Origin of the sequence: Fibrobacter sp. UWB13, from assembly GCF_900177805.1 — a bacterium.
Lineage (GTDB): Bacteria > Fibrobacterota > Fibrobacteria > Fibrobacterales > Fibrobacteraceae > Fibrobacter.
The window spans coordinates 2,287,640-2,314,555 of the sequence record NZ_FXAX01000001.1 but is presented as its reverse complement, the minus strand read 5'-3'; the positions used below and the strand labels follow the sequence as shown (position 1 = coordinate 2,314,555).

Below are 26,916 nucleotides of genomic sequence, written 5' to 3'. Positions count from 1 at the left end.
AATTTCCCAAATCTCACAAAAATTTGCAGATTTGGGAAATTATTAGCTGTTTTTAGCATATATTTTCCCAAATCTCGTAAAAAATATCACTTTGGGGAAATTATTTGTCTAGCTTTTGTGTATATTTAGAGAAAATAGCATGGGGATGCCGATGAACCTGATTGGACGAAATCGCGAAATAGGGGAACTCGACCGTTGCTTAAAAAGTGACCAGTCGGAGTTCGTTGTTGTTTATGGCCGTCGCCGCGTAGGCAAGACCTTCCTTGTAGAAGAGTTCTTTAACCGTCAATACGACTTTTCTTTTGTCGGAGGTCATAACCTGCCCGTAAAAAAGCAGTTGCGAAACTTTGCAAAGGCCATCAAGCATTACGCGCACTTGCCAAAATTGCCAGAGTTTGCCGATTGGTCAGATGCCTTCGATTCGCTAACCGGATGGATCGAGTCGCAATCAAGCGACCATAAGAAAGTCATCTTTTTTGATGAAATGCCGTGGATTGACACCCCAAAATCGGATTTTGTCGAAGAGTTCGAAAACTTCTGGAATGGTTGGGCCGCCCGCCGCAAAGACATTTTGTTTGTTGCAACGGGCAGTGCGACCAGCTGGATGATCGATAAGCTCGTCGAGAACCAGGGCGGGTTGCATTGCCGCATTACGAACAGTATCTACCTGAACCCCTTTACGCTTTACGAGTCGGAACAATACCTCCGAGCTAGAAGGTGTGCGTGGGATAGATACCAGATTCTCCAGGCGTACATGATTTTGGGCGGAGTCCCGTTTTACTGGAGTCTGCTGGATACCCGCTTGAGCCTTGTCCAAAACATCGACCGTCTTTTCTTCCGTAAGAATGCTTTGCTGAAAATAGAATTTGACGAGCTCTACAATGCGTTGTTCTCCCATGCGGAATACTATATACAAGTGGTGCAGCTGCTGGCTAATCACAAAGAGGGCATGACTCGTTCTGAAATAGGGAAGCAGGTCCGTTTCGACGGAAAAATGTTGACAATCGTCCTGAAAAATCTTGAACGCTGCGATTTCGTTTTGCGTTATAGTCAGCTTGGCAACAAGGTCAAGGACGCTATTTACCGGTTGTCTGATTTTTATACACTCTTTTATTTCAAGTATGTGCAGGCGAACAACTCCCTTGACGAACAATGGTGGAGCAAGCATTTCAACTCACACAGCGTAGAAAGTTGGCAGGGGCAGACTTTTGAACTAGTTTGCATGACGCATGTTGATGCTATAAAGCAGAAACTGGGCATTGCCGGCATAGCGACGGAAGTATCTGCATGGAGATATGTACCCAAAAGCGATTCTGAAAAGGGAGCCCAAATTGATTTGGTTATTTCAAGAGCGGACAGAACAATAAACTTGTGCGAAATTAAATTCGCTATGGGCAAGTATCAAATGACGGCGGAATACGCCGACTATATTCGCGATAGGGCTGAACTTTTCCGAACTAAGACGAAAACCAAATACGCTATCGTACCAACAATGGTGACTACCTACGGTGTTGCCGAAGGTGCCAACAGCAGCGTCGCACAGCAAGAAATCACAATGGAAGATTTGTTCAGGGGGAATATGCTATGAAGTTCTCTATCAATGAGCGTTACGATTACCAGCGCGGAATCCTCAATTACCTGAAAGAGCATAACGGTTACCGTGTGCGCACGAATGAAAACTTTGACCGTCGCTTTGCGATAGACGGCGAATTGCTCGTGGAATTTTTGACCAAGACGCAGCCGAAAAAAGTCGAACTCCTGCGCAAAATGTACAAGGACGATTTCGAAGAAACATTGTTCAACTACTTCAACCGCGAAGTGAACAAGAAGGATGGGAGCCTTATTGGCGCGCTCAAGCACGGCATTGACCTTGCAAACCAGCACCTAGACTTGATGTACAGCAAGCCCGCCACCGATTTTAACCCGGAACTCTTGAAGAACTATCGGGAAAATATTTTCTCGGTCGCTGAAGAAGTTTGGGCGAGTGACGACGAAAGGATTGACCTGGTGATTTTCTTGAACGGGATTGCCATCATTTCGTTTGAACTCAAGTCGAATCCGCAGGGGCAAAATTATTCGCATGCCATTGAGCAGTACCGTACGCAGCGTAATCCCAAGACGCGACTGTTCCAGTTCAAGTCTGGAACGCTGGTGAACTTTGCGATGGACTTGAACGAAGTCTATATGACCACGCGGCTCGAAGGCGAAACGACGACCTTTTTGCCATTCAATATGGGTGACGGTAATGGCGTAAATGCGGGTAAAGGGAACCCGCTTTGCGACGACGATTACCCCGTACATTACATGTGGGAAGATATCCTGACCAAGGATACGATTCTCGATTTGATTTCGAGATACATCTTTATCCAGGTTGAAGAAAAAGAAGACAAGGAAACTGGGAAAAAGACGAAGAAGGAAAATATCATTTTCCCGCGTTATCATCAGTTGGATTGCTTGCGAAAGATTCTTGCCGATGTCACGGAAAACATGTCTTCGTTCAATTACCTGATCCAGCACAGTGCGGGTAGCGGCAAAACTAATACAATCGCCTGGCTTTCGCATCGTTTTTCTTCGTTGCACGACAAGGATGACAAGCAGATTTTTGATAATGTCGTTGTCGTAACGGACCGCGTGGTAGTTGATAGGCAGTTGCAGGCGGCCATTAGCGGAATCGAGCACAAGTCCGGGCTTTTCAAGCCCATGAAGGACGACTGCACTTCGGACGATTTGCGCAAGGCGCTTGAAGGAAACACCAAGATTATTGCGACAACTATCCAGAAGTTCCCTTACATTGTCGATACGGTTGCCTCGCTTAAGGGTAAGACTTTTGCTGTTATCATCGATGAGGCTCATTCTTCTACTGCGGGCAAGAATATGGCGGCAATCACCAAGGCTCTTGGCAAAGGCAAGCAGAATGATGACGAAGAAGTCGATGTCGAAGATTCTATTGTCGATGAAATCAAGCGCAACGGCAAGCAGGAGAATGTATCATTCTTCGCGTTTACGGCGACTCCCAAGCCTACGACTTTGCAATTGTTCGGGCGCATCAACAAGGATGGTCATGGCGAAGCGTTCCACACCTATTCCATGAAGCAGGCGATTGAAGAAGGCTTCATTCTGGACGTGTTGCAGAATTACATCACCTACAAGACTTTCTATCAGGTGAACAAGGCTATTCAAGACGATCCGACCCTGGAAACCAAAAAGGCGAAGCGCCAGATTGCTCGTACTGCCGAATTGCACGATACCAATATTGCACAACGAGTAGAAGTGATTGTAGAACACTTCCGCACGACTGTGATGCAGGAACTGGATGGAAACGCAAAGGCAATGGTCATTACGGATTCTCGCCAAGGTGCAGTGAAATACCGACAGGCCATGGATGAATACCTGAATAAAAAAGGTTACAGCGACATCAAGGCGCTAGTCGCATTCTCCGGAAAGGTGAAAGTTGATGATGTCGAGTATTCCGAAGCAAAAATGAACGGTTTTTCGGAAGACAAGTTGCCTGAAAAATTCGACAAGGACGGATATCAGGTGCTGCTTGTGGCGAACAAGTACCAGACTGGCTTTGATCAGAAGAAACTTTGTGCGATGTACATCCTCAAAAAGTTGCGCGGAGTCAACGCCGTGCAGACGCTTTCGAGACTCAACCGCATCTGTGCCCCGTATAAAAAGCAGACCTTCATTCTCGATTTTAAGAACGATTACGAAGACATGAAGGCGGCATTTGCTCCGTATTATACCTCGACATTCCTCGCCAATTCTGTCAACCCGAGAAACATCTACGAACTTGAAAAGAAGATTGACGCTTACGCCATTATCGATTGCGATGATGTGATGAAATTCAATGAGTGGATGTACAAGGGGCTGATGGACAAGAAGAAGGCTGAAATCAACAGCTTGCTTGTGCGTGCGCAGAAATTCGTTGACAAATACGAACTCGAAGAACAACTGGAATTTGTCGCTCTGTTGCGCAGTTTTGTGCGTTTTTATGAATTCATGATTCAGGTGACGAATTTCAGCGATGTTGACTTGCATAAGAAATACAATTTCATTGTCGCGTTGCTTGCATATCTGGATATTCGCCAGGCAGGTAATGGCTTCTCATTGAAGGGCAAAATCAAGATAGGGAACTTTGTCCAGAAAAAAGATGAAGAACACAAGGCTCCGAACTTGGTTTCTAAACCGTTCCTGAAATTGCCTATTGCTGAAAAGTTCGGTCTCACTGAAGATAAGAAGCAGAAACTGTCCGAGATTATCGCCGAAATCAACAGCAAGAACGGAACTACGTTTGATACTGACGTTGCCGTGAAAGCCGCTTTGCAGATTCGCGACATCATGATGAAAAACGAAGATCTTAAAAAGAAAGCTGCGGTTAATACTGAACGTGATTTTGCGTATCCGTTCTATGATAATATTGACGAAGCTTTAATTGAAGGTCTTGGCCAAAATGAAAGTTTTTTCACTTTGCTCTTGAATAATGAAGAAATCAAGAAAGAAGTTCTTGGCATATTTATGGGCGAAATTTACAAGAGCCTAAAGAAGAAAGCCAAAGAAGCCGATGAAGCGGTGAATGCTACGGCTAATGAGGATGTCGCAGGGCGCATTTATAAGATGCCAACGCAGAAGAATGAATTTAGTGAAATGCCGATTGCTGCCAGTGAGGAACAGAAAAATAGATAGCTTCCAAAATCTCTATCCAACAAAAACATCGCTATAATTCTCTAAATGTGTAAAAAATTGTGAGATTTAGAGAATTATAAGCACTTTTTTGCGGTATAACTCTCTAAATGTCACTTTTTGAGTGATTTTTCTTCCACAAAAAAATGTCCGCTCGAAGGCGGACGTTTACTTGCAATTTTATCTGAACTTTCTCGGCGATTTGCCCCTTTTACTTTCCTTCTTCCTTGTCCTTAGGCAATACCAAATTCAAGACTACAGCGAGGATGAATACCACGGCGACGCAGTTTTCGGCGAAGATGGTCTGGATGATCTGCGGGAAAATTTTGAACATCTGCGATGCTGATGTGAATCCAAGCCCGGTGCTTAAGGACAAGCTAACGATAATCATGTTGCGCTGCGAGAAGCCGCTTTTCGCAATCATGCCGAATCCTGCGAAGAGGATGGAACCGAACATCATGATAGTGCAGCCGCCGAGAACGGCTTGCGGGATGGTCGTGAGGAGTGTGCCTATGGGCGGGAAGAGGCCGCCGAGGAGCATGATGCCTGCGCTTGTTGCGATGGCGAAGCGGTTCACAACGCCAGAGAGCGAGGCAAGGCCGACGTTCTGGCTAAAGGATGTAATCGGGGTGCAGCCGAAAAGTCCGGAAATAGAGCTGACAAAGCCGTCGCAGCTGATGGCGCCTCCCATCTCGACTTTGTGAATTTGGCGCTTGAGGGCGCCGCTGCAAAGGGCGCTGGAGTCACCGACTGTTTCTGTGGCGGACACGAGATAGATGGCGATGACGGAGAGGATTGCGCCCAAGTTAAATTCCGGTGTGAACGGGAGGAACTTGGGGAGTGCGAAAAAGCCGTTGTTTGTGATGCCCGAGAAATCGACCATGCCCATGCAGAGTGCGAGAATGTAACCGACGATGAGGCCGACGAGCACGGAGAGCGAACGGAGGAATCCCTTGGCGAAAACTTGCGTGAGTAAGCAGGTGAGGAGAGTGACGCTACCGACAATCCAGTTCTGTGCGGAACCGAAGTCAGCGGCGCCTTGACCGCCCGCGAATGAATTCGCGCCGATGGGCAAAAGCGAGAATCCGATGGAGGTCACGACGGTGGCCGCAACGATGTGTGGGATGAGTTTGAGCCAGTATTTGGCGCAGAGGCCGAGAAGTCCTTCGACAATACCGCCAACGATGACGGCGCCCATGAGCGTTCCCATGCCTTGCGATACTCCGATGGAAATGGAGACGGAGAGGAATGTGAAACTGATGCCCATGACGATGGGGAGGCGGGAGCCGATTTTCCAGACAGGGTAGAGCTGGATGAGCGTGCCGATGCTTGCGATAATCATGCAGTTCTGGATAAGCGAGGCGGTGAGGCCTTTTTCAATCCCGACGACGTTTGCAAGGATGATGATCGGCGTAATGTTACTCACGAACATGGCGAGCACGTGCTGCAAGCCGAATGGAATTGCCTGTAAAAGCGGAACGCGTCCGTCGAGCTGGTAGATGTTGTCCGAAGTCTTCATGCTTTACCTTAGATGCTGTGTTTCGTCATTGCGAACTTTGAATGTTTTATTACGTCATTGCGAGTCCCGCAAGGGGCGAAGCAATCTATGATTATTGTTCGCGGAACTTGATGAATCCAGTTTCGGGGTCCATGCTATCGACGATGGCGATGGATTCGAGGCGGACGCCTGCGGCGCGGAGTTTTGCTCCACCGGGCTGCATGCCCTTTTCTATCGCGATGCCTACGCCGACGAGTTCGGCGCCTGCTTGCTTCACGAGGTCGATGAGCGCCTTGCTGGCTTCACCGTCGGCGAGGAAATCGTCCACGATGAGGATTTTATCGGTCGGCTTGAGGTACGGGCGCGAAACGAAAATGTCGTTGAACTTTTTGTGCGTGAAGGAATATGCCTTGGCAACGTATTTGTCATCGGTGCTGTTGACGGTCTGGCCCTTCTTGGCGAATACCACGGGTACATCGTTCAGGTAGGCGATGAATGCCGCGATGGCTATACCGCTTGCCTCGATGGTGAGCACCTTATTGAACTGGACGTCGGCAAAACGGCGTTTGAACTCTTCGCCGATTTTTTGCATCAGGCGGATGTCAATTTGGTGGTTTAAGAAACTGTCAACTTTAAGGACGTTGCCGGGTTTGACTACGCCATCGGCAAGGATTTTTTGCTCAAGGAAGTTCATGCATGAAATCTAGCAAAAGGCAAATTTTTTGCAAAGACCGCATATTAATAAGGGTATGCCCAAATTTCCTTAGAAATGGTCAAATTCTCCATATATATGTAAAAGATAAGGATTTACGCCCGTTATAGCGGGGCTTTTACTAGGGTAATAGTAAAAAAGTATAAAAGTTTAGCCTTGACTAATTAGCCTCGGCTTACTAATTTTAGTCTTGTCTAATAAAATTAGGCGACGTTAACGTTTAAAGGATCATCAAATATGGAAAACAATCACGTAAAGCTCAGCCAGAGCCTCGAAGACTATCTGGAAATGGTGCATATGCTTCGCTTGGCAAACGGGATTGCCCGTGTCAAGGATATTGCCGCCGCCCTTTCTGTGAAGATGCCTTCTGTGGCAAAAGCGATTCTTGAACTTAAAAAGCTGGGCCTTGTGACTCAGGAACCCTATAGCGGTGTGGAACTCACCGAAGAAGGGCGTAAGGCGGCAGCCGATGTGCTGAACCGCCATATTCTTTTGAAGGGCTTTTTAATCCGTCTCGGCGTTTCCGAAGCTATTGCGGACAAGGACGCCTGCAGCATGGAACATATTCTTTCGGCTGAAACCCTTTCGATAATCGAAGACTTCATGAAAAAAGGAAATGAAGGCGTCGTTGCGAAAAAGGCGAATGCATTAAAGGCAAAAAAAGGAAAATAACAATGGGTTGTAATTGTGGTTGCGGCGGCAAGTCGCAAACTAAAAAATGGGATTTGGAACCGAAATTTTCGGATCTCAAGAAGGGCGACAAGGTTGAAATTGTCGGCTACAATGAGGGCGATGCCCGCTACAAGTCCAAGCTTTTGTCGATGGGACTTGTCCGTGGTGTAACGCTGGAAGTCTTGCAGATTGCACCTCTCGGTGATCCGATTGAGGTGAGTGTTCTTTCTTACCGTTTGTCGCTTCGCAGACAAGAAGCGAACGTTCTTAAATTGAAGAGGGTCTAATGGCTCCGAAGCTTTTTACTATTGCAATTGCCGGTAACCCGAACTGCGGTAAAACGGCTCTTTTTAATGCCCTTACGGGTGCTCGCCAGAGTGTTGGTAACTGGCCGGGCGTGACTGTCGAAAAGAAGGAAGGCTTTTTTGAACTCGGTAACCAGCATATCCGCGTGGTGGACTTGCCGGGTACTTATGCGCTTTTCGCGAATGCCGAAGACGAACGCGCCGCTGTGGACTACTTGCTCACTCGCGAAGCGGACCTCATTGTCAATATCATTGATGCCTCGAACATTGAACGTAACTTGTTCTTGACTTCTCAGCTTGTCGATATGCAGATCCCGATGGTGATTGCGGCGAACATGATCGACATCGCGGAAAAGCGCGGCTTGCATTTGGATTTGGATATCCTCGCTGAGCGTTTCGGTGTGCCGGTGATTCCGCTTTCTGCCGTGAACGAAAGAAGCATTACGAACTTCATCAGCGAAATGGCGCATGTTGTTGCGGGCAAGAAGATGACGCCCAAGGCGATTGATTACGGCGAGAAGGTTGAAGCTGCTGTCAAGTATTTGGAGCCGAAGGTCGAACCGGTCGCAAAGCTTTTGGATACGGATGCCCGCTGGGTTTCGCTCATGTACTTGGGCAACGAAAAAAGCTATGCGGACAAGTTTGCCGAAGCCAAGGTGCAGATTAACAAGGCCGAAGTCACGCAGATTCTCGGCGAAGAAAGCGAATTTGCTATGGCGGATTCACGCTACAGCTTGGCTCACGAAATTGCAGGCAAGACGATTCTTTCGAACCGTTCCAAGAGAACCTGGTCCGATAAGCTTGACTCCGTGCTTTTGAACCGTTGGGCTTCGCTCCCGATTTTCCTCTTGGTCATGTACCTGGTCTTCTGGGTTGCAGTGACGATCGGTTCTGCGTTCATTGATTTCTTTGACGTGCTGTTTGGCGCTATCTTTGTGGATGGCCTTGGCTACTTGCTCACGGATGTGTTCCATGCGCCGGGCTTTGTGTCTGCAATCCTCGCCGATGGTATCGGTGCCGGTATCCAGACGGTGTCGACGTTCATCCCGGTCATCTTCTTCATGTTCCTCTGCCTTTCTTTCTTGGAAGACTCGGGTTACATGGCACGTGCCGCTTTTGTCGCGGACCGCTTTATGCGATTCCTCGGACTCCCGGGCCGTGCATTCGTGCCGATGATGGTTGGCTTTGGTTGCGGCGTGCCGGGCATTATGGGCTCTCGCGTGCTTGAATCCAAGCGTGAACGTTTCCTCACGATTTTCCTCGTGCCGTTCATGAGCTGCGGCGCTCGCCTCCCGGTGTATGCGTTGTTTGCGGCTGCATTCTTTGGAACGCAGGCAGGGACGGTCGTGTTTGCCCTCTACCTCGCGGGTGTACTCTTTGCGATCGTGTACGGCTTGATTCTTCGTCGCTCCTTGTTTGTGGGTGAGGCTAGCAACTTTGTGATGGAGCTGCCGCCTTATCACTTGCCGAAGTTCAAGTCGCTCATGATCCACTCTTGGCTCCGTTTGCGTGACTACGTGATTCGCGCCGGTAAGGTGATTACGATTGCCGTTGCCATTCTCGGCTTCCTCAACAGCTTTGGCTTTGTGGACAAGCTCTACACCGAAATCAATGGCGAAAAGACCGAAATCGTGAAGAGCGAAGAAGGCTACGCCATGGTGCAGGACGAAAAGGAAGTCCCGCTCCCCGAAGGTGTCGTGATTGACGAATCCAAGGTCCAGACGGAAAGCGAATTTACGGCGGGTAACGGTGATTCCGAAAACAGCTTGCTTTCTGTAATCGGTAAGGCAATTACCCCGGTTTTTGAACCATTCGGTGTGGAATCGAACAACTGGCCTGCATCTGTGTCGCTCTTCACTGGCCTCCTTGCTAAGGAAGCTGTGATTGGTACGATGAACTCGCTGTACTCTATGGCAGGCCCTGGCGATGCTGCTGAAGCTTCGAAGGCTGCCGAAGTTGCCGCAGCTCCGGAGAAGCCCGTGGAAGTTGTGGCTGCTGATAGCTCTGTAGCCGATTCTGCAAAGGTCGCTGTTGCTGATTCCGCAGTCGCTGATAGCGCAGTTGTCGCAGACAGTGCTGCTGCTGAAAAGGCTGCTGAAGCTCCTGCCGAAGAAAAGCCCCTTATCGCAGGCGTGGACGAATGCCCTGCCGAAGAAGAGGAAGAAGGTGGTGCTCCGGATATTCTCGGTGCATTCAAGGAAGCCCTTGGCACGATTCCTGAGAACTTGAGTGAAGTCTTCGGCTCTCTCACGGACATTCTCGGAACATCTGGTGAACTCGAAGCGCAGAATGCCGCAGAACTCAAGAAGGTCACGCTCGACAAGATTCTTGATACGAAGGCCATTACTTGCGAAGAATACGCTTCTATCGAAACCTTCAGCGAAGATGAAGGTGCCGACAAGGCTCGCGAAGAAGTCTTTGCAAAGCTCGCTGCTGCAGGCCTTACGCTGAGCGAAGATGAAATCGGCGCTCTCGAAGAAGGCGACTTGAGCGAAACGGCTGACATCTATGCCAACCTCCGCTCTTACTTCCACAACCCGGACAAGAACGGAAACCCGGTCGATGGATTTAACTGGCAGGTGTTTGCATTCCTCATCTTCATCTTGCTCTATGTGCCGTGTCTTGCTGCGATGGGTGTCGTGGTTCGCGAAATCGGCCTTGGACTCGGTGTGCTGATGGCTGTGGTACAGACAATCCTCGCTTGGGCTGTCGCGGTGCTCCTCTATCAGGTGCCGGTCGGTGGCAATGTATTCTGGATTGTAAGCTCGATCATCGTGCTTGTGGCAACATTCGTGTTCCTTAAGCTCTTTGGTATGAGCGCAAATAAGAAAGGGCGTTTCGAAGACTAATTGCATTTGAGTCAAGAATCATTATTAAGGGCTGGTAGGCCCGAAACCTGCCGGCCCTTAATTAAACGCTCTTAATTAGACTAAACTAACAAAGATAGGAGAAACTAACAATGGGCGCAGAAAAAAATGATTCTGAATGGAATGAACTGAAAAATAATTGGCACGCTCTTTGCTTAAAGAAAAGTAAAAAGGGCGAAAAGCCAAGAGTTTTGTAACACAAAATGTAAAAGACCTGACGGGGTGTTACAAAAAGGAAAATACAAACCGTCATAGGAGAGACAAAATGAAGACTCGTTTAACATCCAACCTCTTGTTTGGCCTTGCTGCTGCATCTATCCTTGCCGTTCCGGCGCTTGCTCAGGAAGCTGAAGCCGCATCTAAAGGCCCGGAAGTCAAGTTCTCTGGTGAAGTGGAATTTGACGCTTATACCGGCGATGTGATTAATGACGATAAGCAGAGCCATAGCTACGCTTCTACTTTCGATTTGAACGTTGATGTTAAGCTTAACGAAAAATGGTCTGCATCTGTACAGTTGGAAGCTGATGGCGAAACGACAAATCCGACCGCTATTTACAATGGCGCATTTGTCCAGTACACGCATAATGACAAGTTTGCTGTGAAGTTCGGCGACTTGACCTTCTCAGAAGGCGCTTTCCTGAACTTCTACGATTATGATGATCCAGCTGATAATGCCGCCGGTATGGCAGAACACGATATCCGAGGATTTGAAATTGACTTTAACGGCCTTGTTTTTGGCCTCGGCTTTGGTCGCGGCGACAACGACAATCAGATATGTGTTGAAGAAGAAGGTGAAGAAAAATGCGTAGGTGTTGCCTATGACCTCCACCTCGCTTACGAACTCGGCCTTGGCGAACATGTGCTGCGTCCGTTCTTTGATTACAAATCCTATCAGGAAGCAAAGCACAATGAATTGCATACTGGTCTTGATGCTAACCTGAAGTTCGATGCATTTACATTCCACTTCGTTTACGGTGCACATATTGATGCACTTGGCGAAAAGACTCCGAAGGCAACTCATGCATTGCTTTTCGAACCGGCTCTTGATCTCGGAACCTTCAATGTCAAGGCTTCTGTGCTCTATGCAATTTTCAACGACAAGAATCCGACCGTTCATGGCGAAGAAATTCCTGAATACTTCTTTGTCTATGGCGAACCGGGCGTAAAGATCAACGATGCAATCGCTCTTGGTCTTCCGTTGGAATTCCATACGAACTCGGTTGATAAGGACGATGACATTTCTACGTTCAACGTAGGTGTCCGTGCTTACTTCACTCCGGTTGAAGGTCTTGAAGTGACTGGCTTTGCTAAGCTCGACATCCCTGTTGGTGACGACGCTGGCGATGACACGGGTCTTTACTTCGGTCTTGAAACTGTATTCGCATTCTAAAATTTTTGCCATAGGATGAAAATCCCCCGCTTCGATGAATGTCGTGGCGGGATTTTTGTATAGATAAATTTTATTAGATTAATCTAACTTTAGGGATTGATTTGAGTCTATTTGGAGTTGAGTTAGAATATGAAAAATTCTAAAATACATCTCAGAGACTATTGCCATAGAAGCTCGGCTAGCATATAGATTTCGTTACCTCATATATGCTAGATAGGTTATCCCGCCGTGGCGAAGGCTAACGGCGGGATTTTTGACTTTATACTAAATGATTAGGTTGTTCATGGATAGAAACCTTGATTCCTGCTTGGTTCGACAATGTGCCCCGACTCTTGCGGGGCACAAGTTGGGCAATCTCTTTTGTGTTGATGTTGCTGATGGTGTTTTGCTTTGCAATATCCTTGCGCGTTGGAATCAGGCGTTGAACCCTAAGGGCGTTGCCGCTCGCGTGATTGCTGAACGCTGTGGGCGCTATTTCATTTATGTCTACCGAAATAGCGCTTTACAGAATTTGGGATGCTCTTGCGAAGTACGTAATTTTTTGAAAGGTTTTGGCTACAGTTGCTTTGATGCTGAATCGCTATTGAACTTTTTTCAGGTTCGCATGACGCGTTCGGTGTGCTTTCCGCATGAAGTGGGCGTATTTTTGGGCTACCCGCTTGACGACGTGAAAGATTTTATTACGTACGGCGGTAAAAATTACAAGCTGATTGGCTGCTGGAAGGTCTATAACGACGTGCCGAATTCCATGCACATTTTTGAAGTATACAAAAAATGTCAAAAGATTTTACGAGAACGATTTGAATTGGGTGAAACTTTGGAAGAATTGACTGTGGCGTGTTAATTAACCGAAAAAACAAAAAGGAACATAAAATGAACAAAATTGCTGTTATTTTCTGGACAGGTACGGGTAACACCGAAATTATGGCGAATGAAGTGGTTGCTGGCGCAAAGGAAGCTGGCGCCGATGTGACACTTTTCAATACGTCTGCTTTTTCTGCCGATAAGGCCCAGGAATTTGACAAGTTTGCTTTGGGCTGCCCGGCAATGGGTGCCGAAGAACTTGAAGATAGCGAATTCCAGCCGCTTTATGATCAGCTGAAAGCTCAGATTTCGGGCAAGAAAGTTGTGCTTTTCGGCTCTTACGGCTGGGGTGGCGGCGAATGGATGAATCCGTGGAAAGAAGATGCTGCAAATGCAGGTCTCGTTCTTGCTGATGAACCGCTCGCTATTGAAGACGCTCCGGATGATGCTGGCAAGGAAAAGTGCCGTGAACTCGGTAAGGTCCTTGCACTTTCGTAATTGTTGAGTTTCGATGATCCATGAAATGTTAGACTCTCTAACAAAATTAGAGAGTCTAACATTGTTAGAATTTTACTAACAATGTTAGCGCCAATCTCGTGAAACTCAACTGCGGTGCGGGGTTGCGAGAGTTGTATATTTAATTTATTTGTAATTTGCAATTGGAGGGGAGAGTATCTAATTTTTTAAGGCGGGCAAGTTGCTCCGCTGATTTTTCTTTAATAAGGAGAAACATATGTCTATGTTCAAAAACGAAAAATTCTGGCTTGTTGTTGCCGGCGCTGTGGGCTCCGCTGTCGCTAAGAAGGTGCTCAAGGCAAAGAAGACCCGCGAACTCGCCGTTCAGGGACTTGCTCATGGCATGAAGTTCACGGCTGACGCCAAGGCTGCTTTCCAGGATATGAAGGACGAGGCTGCCGACATTTGCAACGACGCTAAGGCAGAAGCAGGGATTAAGTAATTTAGTCAATAGTCATTGGTCATTGGTCTTTATAATCGCGGCGTAGCCGCCAAATTTTAAACTAGTAACTATTGACTAATGACTGATAACTTGCAGTATTTGCTTAAGATTCATTATGAGATTCAGAATCGTTTACGATAAGCCGGGTCGCCTTCGCTTGCGTGCTGGGGCGTACGCTTTTGAACGTGATTATGAAGCGCGCATTCACAAGGCTTGCTTAAGTGAGCCTTGCGTTAAAAGTGTTGTGGTGCGTAGCGTCAATGGCGGCCTCCTTTTTGAATACACCGCCAAGGCGGGCGATTTCGAGGCGAGCCGTAAGCAGATTCTTGATTTTGTAAGTGCGCTCAACCCCAAAGAATTGCCTGAATGCGATGGCGAAACGGAATACCAGTTGCAAGCTTTGGATGATGGCTTTAAGGCAAGCCTCACGGGAATGATTGCAAGGCGCTATTTGTCGCGTTGGTTCTTACCGCTTCCGATTCGCACGGCAATTACGGTGGTTCGCGGGTTGCGTTATGTGGCTCGCGGTATTTCGACGCTCATGAGCGGAAAGCTCACCGTCGATGTTTTGGATGGGGCTGCGATTGGTGCTAGCCTGCTCCAGAAAAATTATGAGTCCGCAGGCACGGTCATGTTCCTTTTGGGCGTGTCGGGCTTGCTGGAAGATTATACCAAGGCGCGTACGCGCACGGCTTTGACGGGTAGCCTCGCTGTCAAGGTAGATAAGGTATGGGTCGTGAAAGACGGCGTGGATACATTGGTGGATATGAAGGATGTCCAGGTCGATGATTTGGTCCGCATCCGCTCCGGTAGCATGATTCCTGTTGACGGACGCGTGATTGAAGGCGAAGCCTTTGTGAACGAATCGACGATGACGGGTGAATCCAAGGCGGTGATGAAGACTGCTGGCAGAATCGTTTTTGCCGGGACCGTTCTTGAAGAAGGTGCCATTCTCGTGAAGGTCCATGCGGTCAACAGCAATACGAAAATCCAGAAGATCGTGGAACTGATCGACCGTAGCGAAGACTTGAAGGCAAGCGTGCAGAGCCGTGCGGAACATTTGGCCGATAGCATCGTGCCGTTCAGCTTTCTTGGCTTTGGGCTTACGCTGTTATTGACGCAGAATATCTCGCGTGCCGTTTCCATCTTGATGGTGGATTACTCTTGCGCCATTAAGCTTTCGACGCCGATTTCCGTGATTTCTGCACTGCGTGAAGCCGCGGATATGGACATGACGGTTAAGGGCGGCAAGTATTTGGAAGAACTTGCGCTTGCCGATACGATTGTGTTCGACAAGACGGGGACGCTCACGAAGGCGGAACCGCGACTCGAAAAGATTATTCCGTTCGGCGAATATTCCGAAAAGCGAATCTTGAAAATTGCGGCATGCATCGAGGAACATTTCCCGCATAGCATGGCTCGTGCGATTGTCAAGGCGGCGATGGAACGCAATATCAATCACGCCGAAGAACATGCCGATGTGCAGTACATCGTGGCGCACGGTATCGCGACTTCGCTCAAGGGCAAGCGCGTGGTCATCGGAAGCAAGCACTTTGTCATCGAAGATGAAAAGGTCAATGTTTCTGAAGCAAACCAGGCGATTATTGACGAACAGGCGGGTGCCGCGTCCGTGATTTACCTCGGCATTGGCGGCGAGTTGGCGGGTGCCATTTGCATTGGCGACCCTCCGCGTGAAGAAGCGGCAGATGCCATTCGCGGGCTGCGTGAAAGTGGCATCAAGAATGTGGTGATGCTGACGGGCGATAGCTTGAATGCGGCAGAACGCGTTGCGGAACATCTGGGAATCGATACATTCTTTGCACAGGTCTTGCCAGAAGACAAGCACCATTATGTGGAAAAGATGAAGGCCGAAGGCAAGCGTGTGATTATGGTGGGTGACGGCATCAACGATGCTCCTGCTCTTGCTGCCGCGAATGTCTCTGTTGCGATGAGCGATGCTTCGGACATTGCCCGCGAAACGGCTGATGTGACGCTCCGCCGCGAGAATCTCGAAGACCTCGTGGAACTGCGCCTCTTGAGCCAAAAACTGATGGAACGCATCATGAAGAACTACCGCTTTATCATCACATTCAATACAAGTTTGCTTGTAGGCGGATTCTTCGGTCTGCTTTCTCCGACGACGTCTGCCTTCTTGCACAACGTATCGACTATGGGCATTTGCGCAAAAAGCATGACCAAGCTGAAAGTGGAGTAAGAAGATTTTTGCATTACGTCTGCTGCGCAGGTTGCGGGAATGATAACGCTAAGTTTCGCTCTAGCTAAATGCTGGGGCGATTTTTTTTATAATTTTCTGACTATGAATAATTTTCGCTCCATCGATGAACTCATTCAGGCTCTTTCTCGCGAGAAGGCTTTGCTAAAAGAAATGTTTGCGAAGCGAAAAACGCTCTCGTTTCGCATGGATCTGGCGGAGCCACTTGTCGATTACAAAATGTCGCGTATTCAGTATTTGGTGGATTATGGCATCATTCGTGACAACGGAAATTTTTTGGAACTTGAAGATGTTTATCTCAAGTTCTTCGAAGAGGTTCTTGAAGTCAACGAAGAAATCAATGTCGAAAGTGTCAAAGCGAATATTGACCATCTGAACGAAACTATCGAATATTACTTGCAAGAAACGAATGAATCGCAAAAGTTCAATTACTTGCGCGAAGTGCGTCGAAGCTTGAAAAACATTGCACTCAATACAAAGCGTAACGTCATTGACTTGAAGCGTAATGTCGATAACACTTACAAGAACGAACCAAATTACAAAATCAAAAAGGCGAAACTCAAGCATCTTGATGAAAAACGCGACGGCATCAAGTTGCAGATAATTGAAGCGGAAAAAGTGATTGACAATCAAACTGCTTTTTTTAAAATTGCGATGGATGCGGATTTGAGAATTGTGGTTGATGATTTGCGGTATGACTTGAACGAGTCTTCGCACAACTTAATAGAAATCGAAAAGCAGATTATCGAATATCTGAACTTGATTGATTACCAAAGCGAACTTTTGAAAAAGATTCGTTTGGTCAAGTATTTCCGCGACCAGCAGGTGCTAGAAACAAACACTGATGTTACGAATGTTCTTGCGGGGCAGAATCCCGTTTGGATGGAACCAAATGCTGGTTATAGAATCAAGGTCTCGCTAGATTGGCTGAGAGGTAGCGACGAAGGTCTTTCTGTGTTACGCGAAGTTCGAAGTCGCCAAAATAATCGTGGAAACCTTCGCAAGAAGCTGGCTGACCCGCTTGACGAAAGTGAAATGTCTGTGCAGAACATCGTCATTCCGATGGTGGACCAGACTGAGATGAAAAATGCTTTCATGGCTACGAGTACAGACCTCTTTTACTATGTCATGAATTACAGTTATCCGTATGAAATTGACTTGGAAGGTAAATTGGTTCTTTTTTGCCAACTGGCATCGCAGTTCTCGGATGAGTTTGAAATCACGGATAAGTATGAAGAAGCGTATGGATTTGAATATCCGCTGATATATCCGAAGTGAGTGGTGTTGAAAAAGTCCAAATGCAAGAAAAATGAAAACTCAGATGGTAAGAATAAACATCAATAACGATGAAATTACATACGAATCATGCTGGTATGTCAGCATCATGAAGCCGGCACTAGGGCTTTTTTCCATTCCATGCTTGCTATTGCCATAGATGTAGTCGTTCAATCCAAACCAGCCAAACAGAGCTGTAACCAATGTTGCTGAAGTTTTGTTGACGGTAGGGGAATCCGCAATCGGGGCATGACCCGGTTATTTTCTGCGTTTAGCTTATTTTTAAGCTCTGTCATTACTTTCACTGCATCTTTAGGGCAGTTATCGACCGTTACGATTCGACTGCCCATACAAGAGAACAGGAGCAAAAAACTCTATTTGTGAAGAATAGTAGTAAAAAAGGAGATGCTTGCCTACGCGGACATGACAATACGGGGGTTTTAGGGGGACTCCCCTTAGGCGAGAGGGTGCGTAGAAGCCTCGGCCCTTCGGCAAGCTCAGGGACCTTGGCCGTTGAGACTGGCGATGGAAGCGAGGGGGATCCATCCTCCTCAAAATGCCCAAAAACGAAAAATAACGCAAATTTTTGCCAAAATGTCATAATATGACATTCGATGAATGCATATTAATATGGAGAACAATTTATCCCGCCTTTTTTTTGCTTGTTGGCGGATGGAGGTATAGATGAAAAAGCAAGAGAATTTGTCGGCTAATGCAGACGAAAAGCCTGAATTTTCCCTAATTGACGAAAATCTGTTAAAATCAAAGATTTACACGATTCGTGGGCTCAAAGTGATGCTCGATGCCGATTTGGCGGAGATTTACGGGTATGAAACTCGGAAATTCAATGAACAAGTCAAACACAACATTAAAAAATTTGATGACGATTTCAGATTCCAGTTATCTGAGAGCGAATTCATCGAATTAAAATCCAACTTGATGTCCAAAATTTGGACATCAAGTTGGGGCGGCGTTCGAAAACAGCCATTCGCCTTCACCGAGCAGGGCATCTACATGCTCATGACTGTGCTCAGGGGCGAGCAAGCCATCGCCCAAAGCAAGGCCCTGATTCGTCTTTTCAAGCAGATGAAGGACTATATTGTTGCTGAAAACCAGCAGTTGCCCGGAAATGCGGGTCTTGCAGAACTTGCCGTGCAGACCGTCCAAAATACTCGCGATATTGCCGTTACATCTGCCAATGTACGCGAACTTTCCGGCGAAGTGCACGACGTGCGCAAAGATCTCTGCAAAATGAATATTGACCTTCAAAAGGTTATGGAGAACTTCATCGATCCCTCTACCTACAAACACTTCCTGATTTTCGATGGACAGAAGTTGGAAGCCGACGTCGCCTACACGAAGATTTATGCTATGGCGAAGAAATCCATCACGATTATTGATAACTACGTGGGCGTAAAAACTTTGGATCTGTTGCGCGGAATTGCTAAAGGCGTAAGCGTACAGATTTTCAGCGAGCAATGGGGCAACGAAAAGATTACTCCAGCGATAAAGGCAGATTATGAAAAAGCCAGACCTGATGTTTCGTTAAAAATCGATCGTCCGAACCGCAAGTTTCATGACCGCTACACATTTTTGGATTACGGATTACCTAACGAGAAATTATTCCATTGCGGTGCATCTTCAAAAGACGGTGGTAACAAAATTACGACCATTATGCAAGTCGAATGCCCGGAGGTTTACCACCCGATAATGGATGAATTCAAAAAGGTAACGGCTTCAGAAGGGGCTTAGAGACGAAATACTCTGCGTATTATTGAATATTTCGGGTAAAAATACTCTGCGCACTGCTAAACTTTTATAATTTTCATCTATGCTAAAATACTCCAAGGAAATTTTTGATATCTTGAGCAAGGGCTCGTTTATTTCGATGAACAGCGTTTCCCAAGCGAACCGTGCGTATTTCGACCAGATTGAAGACGATTTTGAAAATTACCGTGAATATTATGAAGGTATCGGCTTTGTGCTAGAGAGCGGTAATGGGTATTTTTATTTTTCAAGGCACGAACAGCGCGTAAATGCGGTTGACAAGCTTGCTCGTTTTTGCGATTGGATAGATCGACTTGATTTTTTGAAAACATTCAATTCAGCATTTGGTTCGGGTTTTGTCTATACCAAGGCGAAAATTCTGGAACGAATTTCTTGTGATATGGAACTGAAGGATAAGGCGACTAAGCTTTACGCAGACAAAAAAGCTTTTGCAGATGTTATTGATAGGCTGACGGATGATTTTGTAAAAGCGGGTTTTGTGGAACTTGAAAATGATTTGGAAGGTTTGTATAAGGTAACCGCTTCGTTCCATTATCTCGAAGAAATGGTGAATTGCTTGAATATTGTGGAGGGGGCTGAAAATGAGATCCCTTAACAAGATTGTATTTATCAATAGCGCCCACGTGCGTTATGCAGAAATTGGTCTTAATGGAAATGTGCATTTGATAGGTACGCAGGGCGTAGGCAAGAGCACTCTTTTGCGCGCAATTCTCTTTTTCTACAATGCGGACAAGCAAAAGTTGGGGATTCCCAAGGAAAAGAAATCTTTCGATGATTTCTATTTTGAACAATCTAACTCTTACGTTGTTTATGAAGTAGAACGAGACGAATCTGCATTTTGTGTGTTGTTGAGTAAGTCTAATGGTAGAACGGTTTTTCGCTTTATTGATTCGCCATACAAGAAAGAATGGCTGATTGACGAAAATGGCGAAGTGACTGCCGAAATGACGACAGTTCGCACACGGCTTAATGGTTGCTACATGAGCCCGATTGTAGATCGCTATGAGATGTTCCGTGATATTATTTACGGAAATCATCAGGCGGTCATGAAAAAGGAATTTTTCAAATTCTCGATTGCTGAAAGTAGCCGTTACCAGAATATACCACGCAGCATACAGAATGTTTTTCTGAATTCGAAGCTTGATGCAGATTTTATCAAGGAAACGATTATCCAGTCGATGGATAGTGAAAGTTCGTTTATCGACTTGGGGTATTTTAGGCATCAGGTTTCGGAGTTTGAACAGGAATATAGCGATATCGGACTTTGGTTCACGACGAACAAACGAGGCGAATGTGAGACTAGGCTTGATGCCGACCGTGTTGTGAAACTTTACCATTCGCTTTTGGGACTCAAGAAAAATATTGAGGAGTGTGGCAAGCAACTGAATTATTCTTATCGTACCGCAAAAGAACAGTTACCGTCGATTGCGATTGAAATTGAAAAGTCGAATGCGGCGTTGAACGATACGATTCGTCTTATTAGTGAAGAAAATGGAAAGTTCAATAAGGAACGCGATGGACTTAATGCGAGTTTGACTCTTGTCAAGGACAAACTGAAAAACTGTCGTGATAAGTTCCAGGATTATCAAGCGAAAAATATTGATGATGTTCTGAAAAAGCATGAATGCGAAGGTTCATTGAAAAACGAGAAAGAGCGGCTTGAAGAACGTCGTCGCCTTTTGACCCGTGAATACGATGATGTTGCGGACAAGTTTGAAAATTTGTTGAAGCAAGTTTCGCGAGCGTTAGAAGAGTTTAAGCAAAATCAGACCGTTCGTTTGAACGATAAAAAAGCGGAGCTATTGGAACAACAACAGCGGGTACTTGAAAAATTTGAACAGTCCAGGGCGGCGATTGTTGCACGATACGATGAAAAATTGGAGAGTGTTAAAAATACGATTGACTCGCTTAAGGCTGATAGTGTTGCTTGTGACAAGAAATTGCTAGAGCTCAAGTACGTTCATCCATTTGCAGATAAAATTCGCGAGTGCGATGAACAGCTAAAATCTTTGAACACGCAAGAAAGCGAAACGAAGGTTTTAAAATCCACGAATCAAGCGGAGTTGAGCAAGCTTTCTGCACAGCGTGATGCTGAACAGGAGCGGAACCGCGTCGAATATGAAAAAGAAAATGATGCTTTGGTTGCGAAAAATCAAGACTTAATTGCTCAACTTAAAAATCTTGACGAATTGCTAGAACGGCAAAAAGGTTCCTTCTATGAATGGCTCAGCCAAAATAAACCTGGTTGGGAAAATTCCATTGGCAAGGTTGTAGATGAAGAAGCCGTTTTGTACAATACAACGCTTTCGCCGGAACTTGTAAATGTTGGTGCGACTGCTGCCGGGGCTGAAGCTGCGACGGATGCAAACAACGCTCTTTTCGGTGTGAAAATTAATCTCGAAGAATTGCCAGTCCGAGTGCGCACACCTGAAGAAATTGCAAACGAGAAAAAGTCTGTTTTAAAGTTTGTTGAAGAAAATAAAGCGAAACAGACGGAATTGGCGGATGCTCTTGAAAAGAAAAATGCTGCGGTAGAACGCTTGTATGCTCCAAAAATCAAACCGCTGTTGGAAAATATTAGGAATGCCGATAACGATTTGGTGCAAATTCCGATAACGCGTAAACGCATAGAAAACGATCGCGAAAAATGGATTCGCGATGATGCTGCTGAAATTGAAAAGCGTAAAAATGAAATTCAGTCTCAACAGAGCCAGCTTTCTGAAAAATTGCTGAACGCCGAAGATCAACAGGACAAAATTGTTGCAGATAAAAATCGCGAACTTAAAGCGAATGAAAAAGCGAAATTGCAAGAAAATGAATCTCTTCAAAATGCGTTTGACGATTTCCGTGTGCAAATTCTAACTGAAATAGAAACTCGCAAAAGTGAAGCGGAAAACGAACGCAAGAATTTGTTGCTGCAACGCGATGAAGAACTCAAAAATAAGAATGTCGATGTCAGCGTGTTGAAGGAATGCGAAGCGGAAATTGATAATGTGCAGCAGCAGTTGAACGAAATTGAACGCAATCGCGATTTGGTGGCCCGTTACCGCTATGACAAACAAGAATTCTTTGACCGCGAAGATGAATTCAAAAATGATAAACGCGATTTAGAAAGTCGATTGAATGATTTGCAGCAGAAGTTTAACGTTCGTAAGGAACGTCTTGAAGCAAAACGAGTTGAACAGAATAATGTTTTGCAAAAGAATCGCGAAACGGAACGCTTGTTAAAGGATTCTATTGAGGAAACCGATAAATTCTCTATTTCTAGCTTCTGTCCTGAAAATCTGAAAGATGTCGGGGAATCGCCTAATGCTCGCCTTTGTACCGAAATTTTGACGGAACTCAAAGAATCTCTAATGAATAGCCAAAAGCGCAGCAAGGAACTTGAAATTGCAATCAACAAGTTCAAAGGGCGTTTCTCTAGACGCAATACTTTCAAGTTTAAGATGGAGCTGAATAGCGAAGGTGACTTTATGGATTTCGCAGACAACTTGAGTGACTTTTTGCTGAATGAAAAGATTGAAGACTATCGCAAGCGAACAAGCGGACGCTATTCTGATATTTTGGCACGAGTTGCAAAAGAAGTGGGCGATGTTACGCGCCAGAAATCTGAAATCGAAAAAATTGTAAATAGTATTAATCGAGACTTTATCGAAAAGAATTTTGCGGGAGTCATCAAGAGTATCGCTTTGCGTACTGAAGAATCGAACGATAAGTTGATGCGATTGATGCTTTCTATGCAGAAGTTTTATGCCGAAAATCAGTATGCATTGGGTGATTTGAATTTGTTCTCTGTTGGGGATTCTGAAAGTGCGAATCGTGGAGCGGTAAATTTGCTATTGCAATTTGTGAAGTCTTTGAATGACGAACCGACTCGCAATTTGCTGAAACTTTCAGATTCGTTCCGCTTGCAGTTCCGCGTGCAAGAAAATGATAACGATACTGGTTGGATTGACAAAATTTCGAATGTGGGTTCCGAAGGAACGGATGTGCTTGTGAAAGCGATGGTGAACATTATGCTTATCAATGTTTTCAAAACCCAGGCTTCGCGCAAGTTCGGTGAATTTAAGCTCCATTGCATGATGGACGAAATCGGAAAACTCCATCCGAAAAATGCAAATGGCATTTTGAAATTTGCGAACAGTCGAAATATTTATCTGGTGAACGGTTCGCCCACAACGCAAAGTGTATCGGAATATCGCTACACCTATTTACTTGAAAAGAATGCTAAATCGCAGACGGTGGTAAGACCGCTGATGACTAGACGAGTGGAAAATTAGTATGCCTTATAACATCACAACTGCGTTGCTGAATAAACTAATTGCCCTTGTTAATGGCGGTGAACTTCCTGCAAGCGATTGCAAGGGAACTGTTTTTGCAGAATTGCTTAAAGAAGGTTTGCTGATTTCTATTCCGAAAGGGCGAGGCTCTTTTTGTAAAGCACCAAATGGGAAAGCTCTCCGTGCTTATCTTGCTACACGTCACGACGCATTTAAGGATTTGGAAAAAAGTGAAGAAATGTATCGCAGACTCTCTTGGGCCGAAAGTAGCATAAGACCTTTGGCTTTGCGTAAAGAGCAAGCCGCTACAACTGGTAATTCTAAAATTCGAATTACTCGCAGTTGCAAGGGTTTCTTAGTGAATTGCTATGAGCCTATTCCCGTCAGCCTCAATGGAAAACACTTCGACCTGAATCCTCCCGACGGCTCTTACGTATTCATCGCTGATTACGAAAATTTCTTTATCCCCGAAAATGTGATAGTTGTGGGCATAGAGAATATGGAAAATTTCCGCTATATTGAAAGGCAAAAAACTTTGTTCAAACAAATAGTGCCATTTGTTAAACCGCAACCATTATTGTTTGTCGCTCGATATCCGCAATCAGGCGATTTGATTCGTTGGCTTTGTGGTAACGAAAATTACTATGTGCATTTTGGCGACCTTGACCTCGCTGGCATTAACATTTATCTTACCGAATTTTATGCGAAACTCGAAGACCGTTCAGCATTCTTTATCCCGCAAGATGCGGAAAAACGCATAGCAAATGGTAGCCGCGAACGTTACGACGATCAAATTTTAAAATTTGAAAATATGAAAGTGACTGATTTGAGAGTGCTTCCGCTTGTGAACCTGATAAAGAAACATCACAAGTGCTACGATCAGGAAGGGTTTATTGAGTGATTCCGCTTTTCCGTTCCATACGGTTTGAGCACATAGACTAGCGCGGTGGTAAGCGTGTAGTCGGCGACGAGGGCGGCGGCAAGGCCGATGATGGAAAGTAATCCGACGTTGTGCAATGCGCCCATCGGGCTAAAGATGAACACGAAGAACATCGCGCAGAGAATGAATGTCGTCATGCCCATAGTCTTTCCGATTTCGCGGTAAGAGAGCAATAGCGCTTTTTTGTAGCTGCCTGTGCGTTCGTAACCGTATTTAATGTGATTGTTCATGTGGATGGTATCGTCGACGGCGATGCCCAAAATCATCGGCATCACAATCATCGTTATCATGTCGAGCGGCATTCCCGAATAGCCCATGACGCCACCGATTAAAAGTACGGGGGCGACGTTTGGAATCATGCCGATGAGGCCTGCCTTGATGCTCCCGAATGCGAGAATCATCATGATGGCGATGATGACAAATGAACCTCCGAACGAACGCAACAGTCCATTGACGAGCTTGCCGTTCATTTCGGCATAGTTTACGACTTCACCGACGATTGAAGTTTTGGCGTCCGGGAAAATTTGCGCGGCGTACGATTTCGCGGAATCGAGGTCTTCAACGATTTTCTTGGCGTCGTACCCGGAGAGTTCTATGTGGATAAATGTTGTTTTGTAATCTTCGTCCATGCGTTCAAAGAGCGCGTCGGCATCTGAAATTTCGTAGAGGAACAGCAGTTGCGTGAGCATGTCTTGTGCGTCGGGAATTTTGTAGTATTCTGTGCTGTCGCTGTTCAGCGTGCGATTCATTTCTTTCACGAGTCGCGTTACGGATTGCACGCGGGGCTTGTCTCCTGAAATTTTTGTGAGCTGGAGCGTACCGAGCTTTTGTTCTAGCGTTTCGATGCGCTTCATGTTGGCGGGATCTTTCAGCGCGTCGCCGTCGTTGAATTCAACCATCACGTTGAAATCGTAGAGGCTTCCGAGTTTTCCGCTGAGCATGTCCATAAGCCTTGTGACGAACGAAATTTTTTCGCCCATCGTTTTTGTGTAGTCCATGTTCACGTCAATGTTCATCACGCCAGGGATTTGCGCTAACATTATGGCAGCGGAAATTGCGGCGACGATTCCGCTGTGCCTACAGACTTTGCGACCGAAGAATTCAAAGAGGATGTCGATTTTGGTGGCGCCTGCCGCTTTCACTTCTGTCGGGTCGGGCTTTGTATTTTTACCGAAGCTCATGAGAATCGGAATCAAGATGATGACATACAGGTAAACCATGAAGACGATGCCTGCCGAAATGCCGCCAATCCAGCGGATCGGGCGGATGCCTGCGAACAGGAACGAAATCAGCGAGGCAACGGTGGTAATGACGGTGAAGAGAATGGGCCAGCCCGTTTCTTCTACGGCGTTTATGACGGATTCGCGGCAGTTGCCCGTGCGCCTAAAGTGCATGCGGAATGAATTGATGTAATGGATAGAGTAGCCCACCGAAAGTGCCATGCCCAAAAGTACGGGGAGCGCGACCATGCTTTCGTCGCCGATGATGCCGAGCCAAGCGTTTACGCCGAGAACAGATGCGATTCCTCCGACGGTTGCAATGGCAGGGACGATGACTCCGCGCAAGGAACGTACGAATAAAATAAGGCAAACGAGCATGACGGCGAAGCCGAAGATAATGCGCATAGCGCATTCACGCGAGATAACTTCGTTCTCTTCCATTTCGGTGTAGCTCATGCCGGTTGGGAGCATCTCGAACTTGTCGCTTTTGAATTCTTCGGAGAGGATGACATTGCGGGCAAAAGGTGCGATGCTGTCTTTGCCGAAATCGATACCGCCTTCGTACGATTTCAACGAGAGAATAACCCATGTTTCTTTGGCGTCGTCAGAGACGATGTTGTTCACGAGCGATTCTCGGCTCATGATGAGCGATTTCTTGGCGGCGAGTTGTGCTGAATCTGTCGGGATGCCGCTTTCGAATGGGTCGATGACTTCGAAACCCTCATCATTTGCGATGGGGATGGATAAGTTATGCGTGAGTGAAACGACGCGGTCAGCGTAAGGGACTTCATTTTCGAGGCGCTTGGAAAGTCGGTCAATGGCGCTTAAAACTTCGGGTGCAAAAACATCGTTAGCACGGACCATCACCATATAGCCGTCATCGCTGCCGAAAACGTCATTGAAGTGCGCTTGGTCGATTTTGACTTTGTCCCAGTCGTCGAACCATTCTTCTTCGCTGGCTGTCATTTGCAGTTGTGGAAGTCCGAGGCATGCGGCGAACGTTACAAGAATTGTTGCGAGTAAAATCAGCCAACGGAATTTGACTTGAAAACGCCCCAGACGGGCGAAAACTTTATTAACGCGAGAAACTTGCATGTTTCCTCCCCAAAAATTTTGCCCGAAAATAACATAACGAGTTTTGTTTTTCTACTCCAATCGGACGCGTTAGGAACAAGTGATGATATAGTATGTGTGGAAAATGTTAAACGGGGCTAAACTGCGTCTAAATGGAGTAGATTTTTATAAAGAAATTTCTCTATTTTCGCTCAAAAAAGTATCCGCAATCGGAACA

General features: G+C 46.2%; 18 protein-coding genes. 15 read left to right on the top strand and 3 right to left on the bottom strand.

The genetic code is table 11. From position 1 onward, the window contains the following. Nucleotides 1-151 precede the first annotated feature (151 nt). Both B9Y77_RS09665 and B9Y77_RS09660 read left to right on the top strand, forming a co-directional pair. On the top strand, nt 152-1,588 hold the full coding sequence (locus B9Y77_RS09665) for an AAA family ATPase (protein WP_217807228.1): 1,437 nt from the start codon (nt 152-154) through the stop codon (nt 1,586-1,588). Further along, nucleotides 1,585-4,686, top strand: a complete 3,102-nt coding sequence (locus B9Y77_RS09660) for a type I restriction endonuclease subunit R (RefSeq protein WP_085491383.1) — start codon at nt 1,585-1,587, stop codon at nt 4,684-4,686. Before B9Y77_RS09665 ends, B9Y77_RS09660 begins: the two co-directional genes overlap by 4 nt. Nucleotides 4,687-4,894: 208 nt before the next feature. Here the strand turns inward: B9Y77_RS09660 and B9Y77_RS09655 are convergent, their stop codons facing one another. Both B9Y77_RS09655 and B9Y77_RS09650 read right to left on the bottom strand, forming a co-directional pair. Next, nucleotides 4,895-6,202: a nucleobase:cation symporter-2 family protein gene (locus B9Y77_RS09655; protein WP_085491382.1), complete on the bottom strand. Its 1,308-nt coding sequence runs from the start codon at nt 6,200-6,202 to the stop codon at nt 4,895-4,897. A 91-nt stretch (nt 6,203-6,293) separates the two neighbouring features. Then, nucleotides 6,294-6,875 carry a xanthine phosphoribosyltransferase gene (locus tag B9Y77_RS09650; protein ID WP_014546335.1) on the bottom strand — a complete coding sequence of 194 codons (582 nt, stop codon included), beginning with the start codon at nt 6,873-6,875 and terminating at the stop codon, nt 6,294-6,296. A gap of 255 nt (nt 6,876-7,130) precedes the next feature. On the opposite strand from B9Y77_RS09650, the gene B9Y77_RS09645 reads away from it, so the two are divergent. The 13 genes from B9Y77_RS09645 to B9Y77_RS09585 all read left to right on the top strand — a co-directional run bounded on the left by B9Y77_RS09645 (nt 7,131) and on the right by B9Y77_RS09585 (nt 24,366). Continuing rightward, nucleotides 7,131-7,565 carry a metal-dependent transcriptional regulator gene (locus B9Y77_RS09645; protein ID WP_085491381.1) on the top strand — a complete coding sequence of 145 codons (435 nt, stop codon included), beginning with the start codon at nt 7,131-7,133 and terminating at the stop codon, nt 7,563-7,565. Nucleotides 7,566-7,567: 2 nt separating this feature from the next. Then, entirely contained in the window at nt 7,568-7,852 is a 285-nt protein-coding gene (locus tag B9Y77_RS09640; protein WP_015732083.1) for a FeoA family protein, read from the top strand. After that, the gene (gene feoB, locus B9Y77_RS09635) at nt 7,852-10,719 is read left to right on the top strand and encodes a ferrous iron transport protein B (RefSeq protein ID WP_085491380.1); all 2,868 of its coding nucleotides are present in this window, start codon (nt 7,852-7,854) and stop codon (nt 10,717-10,719) included. The genes B9Y77_RS09640 and feoB overlap by 1 nt, the downstream gene beginning before the upstream one ends. 283 nt (nt 10,720-11,002) lie before the next feature. After that, nucleotides 11,003-12,127: a hypothetical protein gene (locus B9Y77_RS09630; RefSeq protein ID WP_085491379.1), complete on the top strand. Its 1,125-nt coding sequence runs from the start codon at nt 11,003-11,005 to the stop codon at nt 12,125-12,127. A gap of 268 nt (nt 12,128-12,395) precedes the next feature. Beyond that, complete coding sequence (locus B9Y77_RS09625; RefSeq protein WP_254899983.1) at nt 12,396-12,971, top strand: DUF3793 family protein; 576 nt, start codon at nt 12,396-12,398, stop codon at nt 12,969-12,971. Between the two features lie 29 nt (nt 12,972-13,000). Then, nucleotides 13,001-13,429, top strand: a complete 429-nt coding sequence (locus B9Y77_RS09620; protein WP_085491378.1) for a flavodoxin — start codon at nt 13,001-13,003, stop codon at nt 13,427-13,429. A gap of 235 nt (nt 13,430-13,664) precedes the next feature. Beyond that, nucleotides 13,665-13,889, top strand: a complete 225-nt coding sequence (locus B9Y77_RS09615; protein ID WP_085491377.1) for a DUF1490 family protein — start codon at nt 13,665-13,667, stop codon at nt 13,887-13,889. Nucleotides 13,890-14,004: 115 nt separating this feature from the next. Further along, entirely contained in the window at nt 14,005-16,104 is a 2,100-nt protein-coding gene (locus B9Y77_RS09610; protein WP_085491376.1) for a heavy metal translocating P-type ATPase, read from the top strand. A 102-nt stretch (nt 16,105-16,206) separates the two neighbouring features. Then, entirely contained in the window at nt 16,207-17,400 is a 1,194-nt protein-coding gene (locus B9Y77_RS09605) for a hypothetical protein (RefSeq protein ID WP_085491375.1), read from the top strand. A 681-nt stretch (nt 17,401-18,081) separates the two neighbouring features. After that, a complete protein-coding gene (locus B9Y77_RS09600) occupies nt 18,082-19,149 on the top strand; it encodes an ORF6N domain-containing protein (RefSeq protein ID WP_085491374.1) in 1,068 nt (355 codons plus the stop codon). 79 nt (nt 19,150-19,228) lie between these two features. Beyond that, nucleotides 19,229-19,780: a condensin complex protein MksE gene (locus B9Y77_RS09595; protein ID WP_085491373.1), complete on the top strand. Its 552-nt coding sequence runs from the start codon at nt 19,229-19,231 to the stop codon at nt 19,778-19,780. Next, entirely contained in the window at nt 19,767-23,465 is a 3,699-nt protein-coding gene (locus B9Y77_RS09590; protein WP_085491372.1) for an ATP-binding protein, read from the top strand. Before B9Y77_RS09595 ends, B9Y77_RS09590 begins: the two co-directional genes overlap by 14 nt. 1 nt (nt 23,466) lies before the next feature. Beyond that, complete coding sequence (locus B9Y77_RS09585) at nt 23,467-24,366, top strand: hypothetical protein (protein ID WP_085491371.1); 900 nt, start codon at nt 23,467-23,469, stop codon at nt 24,364-24,366. Here the strand turns inward: B9Y77_RS09585 and B9Y77_RS09580 are convergent. Then, nucleotides 24,345-26,720, bottom strand: coding sequence for an efflux RND transporter permease subunit (locus B9Y77_RS09580; protein WP_085491370.1), 2,376 nt, complete (start codon nt 26,718-26,720; stop codon nt 24,345-24,347). The genes B9Y77_RS09585 and B9Y77_RS09580 overlap by 22 nt on opposite strands. Nucleotides 26,721-26,916 lie beyond the last annotated feature (196 nt).

Excerpts from the sequence above, each read along its gene's own strand:
- B9Y77_RS09615 (WP_085491377.1), top strand. The coding sequence starts at position 13,665 with ATGTCTATGTTCAAAAACGAAAAATTCTGGCTTGTTGTTGCCGGCGCT.
- B9Y77_RS09625 (WP_254899983.1), top strand. The coding sequence starts at position 12,396 with ATGATTAGGTTGTTCATGGATAGAAACCTTGATTCCTGCTTGGTTCGA.
- B9Y77_RS09590 (WP_085491372.1), top strand. The coding sequence starts at position 19,767 with ATGAGATCCCTTAACAAGATTGTATTTATCAATAGCGCCCACGTGCGT.
- B9Y77_RS09610 (WP_085491376.1), top strand. The coding sequence starts at position 14,005 with ATGAGATTCAGAATCGTTTACGATAAGCCGGGTCGCCTTCGCTTGCGT.
- B9Y77_RS09585 (WP_085491371.1), top strand. The coding sequence starts at position 23,467 with ATGCCTTATAACATCACAACTGCGTTGCTGAATAAACTAATTGCCCTT.
- B9Y77_RS09645 (WP_085491381.1), top strand. The coding sequence starts at position 7,131 with ATGGAAAACAATCACGTAAAGCTCAGCCAGAGCCTCGAAGACTATCTG.
- B9Y77_RS09600 (WP_085491374.1), top strand. The coding sequence starts at position 18,082 with ATGAAAAAGCAAGAGAATTTGTCGGCTAATGCAGACGAAAAGCCTGAA.
- B9Y77_RS09650 (WP_014546335.1), bottom strand. The coding sequence starts at position 6,875 with ATGAACTTCCTTGAGCAAAAAATCCTTGCCGATGGCGTAGTCAAACCC.
- B9Y77_RS09630 (WP_085491379.1), top strand. The coding sequence starts at position 11,003 with ATGAAGACTCGTTTAACATCCAACCTCTTGTTTGGCCTTGCTGCTGCA.
- B9Y77_RS09640 (WP_015732083.1), top strand. The coding sequence starts at position 7,568 with ATGGGTTGTAATTGTGGTTGCGGCGGCAAGTCGCAAACTAAAAAATGG.
- B9Y77_RS09605 (WP_085491375.1), top strand. The coding sequence starts at position 16,207 with ATGAATAATTTTCGCTCCATCGATGAACTCATTCAGGCTCTTTCTCGC.
- B9Y77_RS09655 (WP_085491382.1), bottom strand. The coding sequence starts at position 6,202 with ATGAAGACTTCGGACAACATCTACCAGCTCGACGGACGCGTTCCGCTT.
- B9Y77_RS09580 (WP_085491370.1), bottom strand. The coding sequence starts at position 26,720 with ATGCAAGTTTCTCGCGTTAATAAAGTTTTCGCCCGTCTGGGGCGTTTT.
- B9Y77_RS09665 (WP_217807228.1), top strand. The coding sequence starts at position 152 with ATGAACCTGATTGGACGAAATCGCGAAATAGGGGAACTCGACCGTTGC.
- B9Y77_RS09660 (WP_085491383.1), top strand. The coding sequence starts at position 1,585 with ATGAAGTTCTCTATCAATGAGCGTTACGATTACCAGCGCGGAATCCTC.
- B9Y77_RS09595 (WP_085491373.1), top strand. The coding sequence starts at position 19,229 with ATGCTAAAATACTCCAAGGAAATTTTTGATATCTTGAGCAAGGGCTCG.
- feoB (WP_085491380.1), top strand. The coding sequence starts at position 7,852 with ATGGCTCCGAAGCTTTTTACTATTGCAATTGCCGGTAACCCGAACTGC.
- B9Y77_RS09620 (WP_085491378.1), top strand. The coding sequence starts at position 13,001 with ATGAACAAAATTGCTGTTATTTTCTGGACAGGTACGGGTAACACCGAA.